The following is a 6,637-nucleotide window of genomic DNA, read 5'->3' as shown; positions in this document are numbered from 1 at the left end:
CTCCTCGATCTCGACCCCCATGGCCCGCAGGGCACCGGCCATCAGCAGCGTGTCGCGCGAGCGCAGCGGGCGGCGCAGCCAGCCGGGCTCGGAGGCGAGGGCGGCCAGCACGAGGGCGCGGTTGGTGACCGACTTCGACCCCGGCACGTGGACCGTCGCGTCGACGGCTCCGCTCGCGTGGGGGGCGGGCCAGAGGGCGGGGTGGGCGGTGTTCGGGGCCATGGGGCCACTTTATAAGCAGGGCCCGCTCTCAACCTTCCAGCAGCCAGCGGCCGCCACCGATCAGTGAGCACAGGGACACCGCGTGGAACAGGAACAGCCACAGCCCCGCCGGTACGTGCGTCAGCCGGGACAGCTGGTCCGCGTCCGAGTCCCCGGCGCCTCCCCGCGACCGCTTGCCCTGGAGCTCGAACGGCGGCCGCACGCCCCCGAGGAGGAGGAACCACACGACCGCGTAGGCGAAGGCGGCCTGCACCTGCGGACCGGCCAGCCAGGACACCAGCAGGAAGGCGCCGCCGGCCAGGAACACGGTCAGCACCCCGTACGCGTTGCGGATCATCACCAGCATCGCGACCAGCAGCGCGGTCGCCGCCCATAGCAGCAGGGTGATCCGGCCCGCGGCCAGCAGCGCGGCCCCGCCCAGGCCCAGCAGCGAGGGGGCGGTGTAGCCCGCGGCCGCCGTGAGGATCATCCCCAGCCCGTACGGCTTGCCCCGGCTGACCGTCAGACCGCTGGTGTCGGAGTGCAGGCGTATACCGGTGAGCTGCCGCCCGGTGAGCAGCGCGACCAGGCCGTGGCCGCCCTCGTGGGCGATGGTGACGGCGTTGCGCGCGAGCCGCCACACCGGGTGCGGGACCACCACGGCGAGCGCGGCGACCAGTGTGGCGAGCACCACCCACAGGTCGGGGTCGGGCTGGGTGCCGGTCAGCCGGTCCCAGAGGTCGGGCAGCGCGGTGGCGGCGAGGCTGTCCATAGGTCCGAGTGGCTCCCTGTGGTCGGTTCGGCGCGCGTCGGCGCGCGTCAGGAGGGGTCGGCGCGAGCCGTCGTCGCCGGAAGGTGGTGGTCGGGGGACGGGTCGGCCTGGCAGTGTGGCACGTATGTGCGGACGGTATGCATCCAGTCGTGGGCCGGAGGATCTCGCGGGCGTCTTCGGGATCGAGAAGTGGGAGCCCGAGGAGACCTTGGAAGCGGACTACAACGTGGCCCCGACCAAGGAGGTCTACGCCGTTCTCGACCGTCCGGTGAAAGACGCGGACAGCCCGCGTCCGGTTCGGCAGCTGCGCCGGCTCAAGTGGGGCCTGGTGCCCTCCTGGGCCAAGACGCCCGAGGGCGGCGCCCGGATGATCAACGCGCGCGCGGAGACCGTGCACGAGAAGCCCTCCTACCGCCGCGCCTTCGCCGCCCGGCGCTGCGTCCTGCCCGCCGACGGCTACTACGAGTGGGTCACCGGCGAGCGGGAGCGGGAGCTGGAGGAGGAGGGCCGCCGGAAGCGGCCCCGCAAGCAGCCCTACTTCGTCCTGCCCGCCGACGGCTCGGTGTTCGCGATGGCCGGGCTGTACGAGTTCTGGCGGGACCGGACGCTGCCCGACGACCACCCGGGCGCCTGGTGGGTCACCTGCTCGGTGATCACCACCGAGGCGGAGCGGACCCCGCTGGCAGTGGCCCCCGCCGAGGGCCCGCACACCCTCGCCCAGATCCACCCCCGCATGCCCCTGATGCTCACCCCGGACCGCTGGGACGCCTGGCTCGACCCCTCCCGGACCGACCCCGACGACCTGCGCGGGCTGCTCACCCCGCCCCCGCCCGGTCTGATGCGCGCCTACCCGGTCGGCACCGCCGTCAGCAACGTCCGCAACAACGGCCCGGAGCTGCTGAAGGAGCTCGAGGGACCGGAGGAGGGCACACTCTTCTGACGTGACCACCACCGAGATCATCGCCACGGACGCCGGGGACGCCCGGATCACCTGGCACAAGGCGCACCAGGCACGGCTGGTGCTGGCCGTCGGCCACGGCGCGGGCGGCGGCGTCGAGGCACGGGACCTCCAGGCGCTCGCCCGGGTGCTGCCCGCGCACAGGGTGAGCGTGGCCCTCGTCGAGCAGCCCTGGCGGGTGGCCGGGAAGAAGCTCGCGCCCGCCCCGAAGACCCTGGACACCGGCTGGCGCGGGATCTGGCCCGCACTCGCCGGGCCCGGACTGCCGGTGGTCTCCGGCGGGCGCAGCGCCGGCGCCCGGGTCGCCTGCCGCACCGCCGCCGAACTCGGCGCGCACGCCGTGCTGGCGCTCAGCTTCCCGCTGCACCCGCCGGGCCGGCCGGAGAAGTCGCGGGCCGGGGAACTGCTCAGCGCCGGGGTGCCCACGCTGGTCGTCCAGGGCGGCGCCGACCCCTTCGGCAAGCCGGCGGAGTTCCCCGAGGGCGATCACGAACTGGTCGAGGTGCCGTACGGCGATCACGGGTTCGCGGTGCCCAAGCGCGCCGCCATCACGCAGGAGGCGGCGCTGGACGTCATCACCGGCGCCGTCGTGGCGTGGGCCGGGTCACTCGGCTGAACCCCGGGAATGCGGGGCGCCGGAGCGCTGTTGTGGCGGACAGAAGCGCTGGGGAACCGGCACCGAAGTCCTGGGAGAGGAAGTCCGCCGCATGGGTTCGACCATCTGCCCGAGCCGCAGCAGCCGCACCGAGCTGGACTGGACGGTGCTGCACGCGGCCAAGACCACCCCTATTCGAGGGGCGGCAGGCACGGGTCGTGTTCTATCCTCCGAAACGAGTGGGATCGGTTTTGGTCCTGCCCGGGATCTTGAGGAGGTGGGTCCGGTCACCGGTACCGACGCAGGGACCGACAACGGCCAGGCGGAGCAGCCCGAGGGCCGGGGCGACAGCGCTGAGTCGACCGCGGAGCGCAGCGCGCGCTTCGAGCGGGACGCGCTCGAATTCCTCGACCAGATGTACTCGGCCGCGCTGCGCATGACGCGCAACCCGGCCGACGCCGAGGACCTGGTGCAGGAGACCTACGCGAAGGCGTACGCGTCCTTCCACCAGTTCCGCGAGGGCACCAACCTGAAGGCCTGGCTGTACCGGATCCTCACCAACACCTTCATCAACTCGTACCGCAAGAAGCAGCGCGAGCCGCAGCGCAGCGCGGCCGAGGAGATCGAGGACTGGCAGCTCGCCCGCGCCGAGTCGCACATGTCGACCGGTCTGCGCTCCGCCGAGTCGCAGGCACTCGACCACCTGCCGGACTCCGACGTGAAGGAAGCGCTGCAGGCGATCCCCGAGGAGTTCCGCATCGCCGTCTATCTCGCGGACGTAGAGGGCTTTGCGTACAAGGAGATCGCGGACATCATGGGGACACCCATCGGTACGGTGATGTCCCGGCTGCACCGGGGCCGCCGTCAACTGCGCGGCATGCTCGAGGACTACGCCCGTGAGCGCGGGCTGGTCCCGGCCGGCGCCGGAGAGTCGAACGAAGCGAAAGGCTCGGGCTCATGAGCTGCGGAGAGCCGCACGAGACGGACTGCAGTGAGGTCCTCAACCACTTGTACGAGTTCCTCGACAGCGAGATGCCGGACGTCGACCGCGACAAGTTCCAGCACCACTTCGAGGAATGCTCCCCGTGCCTGGAGAAGTACGGCCTCGAGCAGGCCGTGAAGAAGCTGGTCAAGCGGTGCTGCGGACATGACGACGTGCCCGCGGACCTGCGCGCCAAGGTCATGGGCCGGATCGACCTGATCCGCTCCGGGCACACCGTGCCCGAGCACGACGTGACCGCCGCTCCCCAGGAGCGCTGACCGCCGCGGCGGAGCCGCCGCCCCGCCGCGACCCGTCATCACTCGAACGTGCTAATCCTCGGGTCATGGCCCTCCGTACCCCCCGACGCCCGCCCTAGGCTCCGAGCCTGGACAGGCGCGGTCGGGGAGGGACGTGATGGAGGCGGTTCCGGCGAGGGCACGGGCCTGGGTCGCCGGCGTCGCCCTGTCGGCCGTCCTCTGCGTGCTGCCGTTCCCGGGCACGCGCACCCCCTGGTGGGCGCTGGCCCTGCTCGCCGGCCTGTACGCGGCCTGCGACCACGTCGTACGGGGCCGTCTGGGCGGCACGTTCTACCCCGTCCTGCTCGCCGGGGCGTTCCTGCTGCCCCCGCCCGCCGCCGCGCTCGTGCCGCTGCCGGCCGCCCTGCTCGCCCGCGTCGAGGAGCGGCCCGTCCGGCTGCGCCGGGTGTGGCGGGCCGCGCGGCCCGCGCTCGCCGTGTGGGGCGCGGCCCGGGTCCACTGGTCGCTCGGCGGCCGTGACGCCGTCGTCGCCTGCGACTTCCCCTACGTCCTCGTGCCCGCCGGCGCGGCCGTCCTCGCCTTCTGCCTGGTGCTCGCCGTGCTCGACGGCGGGATCCTGGCGGCGGGCGCGGGGGTGCCGCCCACCCCCCTGAGGCCGTGGGGGAGGGTGTCGCCGCGCCGGGCCTGGGGTGGGCTGCTGTCGCGCTCCCTCGCGCCGGTCGCGGTGCACGGACTCGCCGGGCTGATGATGGCCGTGCTGTGGCGCAGCCGCTACGGGCCCGTCGCCGCGCTGCTCGTACTGCTGCCCATGTGCGTCTCCTGCTGGGTCTTCGCCCAGTACCACCGGGAGCGGGCCGCCCACCAGGCCACCATCCGCGCGCTGGTGCAGGCCGTCGACATCAAGGACGGCTACACCCGCGGCCACAGCGAACGGGTCGGCCGGGCCTCCGTGCTGATCGCCCGCGAACTCGGCATGGACGACGCACGCGTCGAGGTACTGCGCTTCGCCGGCATCCTGCACGACGTCGGCAAGCTCGGCGTGCCCACCCGGCTGCTGCGCAAGGACGGCCCGCTGACGCCCGAGGAACGGCGGATCATCGAGCTGCACCCCGAGTACGGCCACGAGATGGTCCGCGGGATCTCCTTCCTCGGCGAGGCCCGCGCGGCGATCCTCCACCACCACGAGCGGCTCGACGGCAGCGGCTACCCGTACGGGCTCGCGGGCGGGCAGATCCCGGAGTGCGCCCGCGTGGTGGCCGTCGCCGACGCCTTCGACGCGATGACCTCCACCCGTTCCTACAGCCGGGCCCGGCCCGTCGAGGCCGCGGTCACCGAGCTCCAGCGGTGCGCCGGGACCCATTTCGACCCCCGCATGGTCACCGCGCTCGCCCGCGCCCTGCACCGGCACGGCTGGCACCCGGCCGTCACCGCCGACGAGACCTCCTCCGCGGTCACCGGCCGGCAGCCGATCGCCGGCAGCCCGAGCGGAGCGGGCCGGTGACCGCTCTGCGGATCGTGCACGCGGGCGCCGGACTCACCGCGGGTGCCTGCCTCGCCGTCAGCCTGTGGACCGGCATCGAGGACCGGGGCGTTGCCCTCGCCTTCGGGGTGCTCATAGCCGTCGGTGAACTGACCCGGTGGAGCGGGACCGAGGTTCGGCAGGCCGCCCCGCTGGGCACCGCCGGATCGCTGTCGTACGCCCTGCTGGGGGCCGACGCCGGACATCCCACCCAGCCCGGCGCCGCGCAGGTCGTCACCGTCGTCCTCGCCGCCTCCCTGCTCGGCGGTGTCCCGCACCTCTGGTCGGGCCGCACCCCCACCCTCGACCACCTGGCCCGCCGCGTCCTGACCGTCGGCTTCGCCGCCGTCTGCTTCCAGCCCCTCTACCGGGAGGGCGCCCTGACGGGCTGGGAGGGGCCGGCCTATGCGCTCCTCGTCGTCGCCCTGCTCGTTCTGACCGCCCTGTGCGACGCCGTCCTCGCGGCAGCGCTCGCCCACTCCCGCACCGGCTGGCCCTTCGGCCCGCAACTGCGCGAGGAGTTGCGCGGACTGCTCGGCATCGGGTCCGCCGTGTGCGCGACCGGAGCGGTGATGGCGCTCGGGGTCGCCGTCGCCGGACTGTGGGCGCTGCCCGTGTTCTGCCTGCCCCTGCTGCTGACCCAGCTCTCCGTGCGCCGCTACGCCGCCGTCCGCGCCACCTACCGGCAGACCATCGCCTCCCTCGCCCGCGCCACCGAGGTCGCCGGGTACACCCCGGCCGGGCACGCCCGCCGGGTCGCCGCGCTCAGCCTGGCCGTCGGCCGCGACCTGGGCCTGCCCGGGCCCGCGCTGACCGTCCTGGAGTACGCGGCCCTCATGCACGACATCGGCCAGCTCAGCCTGGTCGACCCGGTCCCGGCCGGCGCCACCGCCGCGCTGCCCCGCGAGGAGCAGCGGCGCATCGCGCTGCTCGGCGGCGCCGTCGTACGGCAGACCGGGGTGGACGCGGCGGTCGCCGTCGTCGTCGAGCGGCAGGCCGACCCCTGCGGGGACCAGCCGCCGGCCGCGCGGATCATCCGGGCGGTGAACGCGTACGAGGAGAAGTCGCGCGACGCGGGGCCCGACGGGCCGTTGCGCGCCCTGGAGGAGCTGCGCCTGGCCACCGCGGGGGACTACGCTCCGGAAGTCGTGGAGTCGCTCGCCCGGGTGCTGTCGGGGGCCGGGGGGTGGCGCGGCGGGACCACGGCCGACAGCGGAGCCGCGGGACGGCCCGGCTGTCTGACCCGGGGCGTGACGGGGTAACCCATGGGTAATGAGCGCCCTTCCCGGCGTACGTGGTTGGATGCGAGGGAGAGGGTGTTCGGGGGCACAAGCCAGCCCACGTGCGGAACTG

General features: G+C 74.0%; 7 protein-coding genes and 1 pseudogene. 6 read left to right on the top strand and 2 right to left on the bottom strand.

All coding sequences use genetic code 11. The features are described 5' to 3' along the window. Together V7E45_RS30250 and V7E45_RS30245 are read right to left on the bottom strand one after the other, a co-directional pair. Window positions 1-222 (bottom strand): annotated as a pseudogene (locus tag V7E45_RS30250) (3-phosphoshikimate 1-carboxyvinyltransferase); the annotation flags it as partial. A 28-nt stretch (window positions 223-250) separates the two neighbouring features. Then, window positions 251-973 (bottom strand): M50 family metallopeptidase, encoded by a 723-nt coding sequence (locus V7E45_RS30245; protein WP_333777388.1) that lies wholly within the window; start codon window positions 971-973, stop codon window positions 251-253. Between the two features lie 124 nt (window positions 974-1,097). Here V7E45_RS30245 and V7E45_RS30240 point away from each other — a divergent pair, with 124 nt between their 5' ends. The 6 genes from V7E45_RS30240 (at window position 1,098) to V7E45_RS30215 (ending at window position 6,546) form a co-directional block, all read left to right on the top strand. After that, window positions 1,098-1,913, top strand: a complete 816-nt coding sequence (locus tag V7E45_RS30240) for an SOS response-associated peptidase (protein ID WP_333777387.1) — start codon at window positions 1,098-1,100, stop codon at window positions 1,911-1,913. Between the two features lies 1 nt (window position 1,914). After that, entirely contained in the window at window positions 1,915-2,547 is a 633-nt protein-coding gene (locus V7E45_RS30235) for an alpha/beta hydrolase family protein (RefSeq protein ID WP_333777386.1), read from the top strand. 256 nt (window positions 2,548-2,803) lie between these two features. After that, window positions 2,804-3,487: an RNA polymerase sigma factor SigR gene (gene sigR / locus V7E45_RS30230; protein WP_020942156.1), complete on the top strand. Its 684-nt coding sequence runs from the start codon at window positions 2,804-2,806 to the stop codon at window positions 3,485-3,487. Continuing rightward, window positions 3,484-3,786, top strand: a complete 303-nt coding sequence (rsrA, locus tag V7E45_RS30225) for a mycothiol system anti-sigma-R factor (RefSeq protein ID WP_333777385.1) — start codon at window positions 3,484-3,486, stop codon at window positions 3,784-3,786. Before sigR ends, rsrA begins: the two co-directional genes overlap by 4 nt. A 136-nt stretch (window positions 3,787-3,922) precedes the next feature. Then, window positions 3,923-5,266: an HD-GYP domain-containing protein gene (locus V7E45_RS30220; RefSeq protein ID WP_333777384.1), complete on the top strand. Its 1,344-nt coding sequence runs from the start codon at window positions 3,923-3,925 to the stop codon at window positions 5,264-5,266. After that, on the top strand, window positions 5,263-6,546 hold the full coding sequence (locus V7E45_RS30215) for an HD-GYP domain-containing protein (RefSeq protein WP_443056285.1): 1,284 nt from the start codon (window positions 5,263-5,265) through the stop codon (window positions 6,544-6,546). Before V7E45_RS30220 ends, V7E45_RS30215 begins: the two co-directional genes overlap by 4 nt. Window positions 6,547-6,637: the final 91 nt, after the last annotated feature.

The organism is Streptomyces sp. IBSBF 3136, assembly GCF_036815105.1.
Taxonomy (GTDB): Bacteria; Actinomycetota; Actinomycetes; order Streptomycetales; family Streptomycetaceae; genus Streptomyces.
Note: the sequence above shows the minus strand (reverse complement) of the source record. Positions and strands in the feature narration are given on the sequence as shown.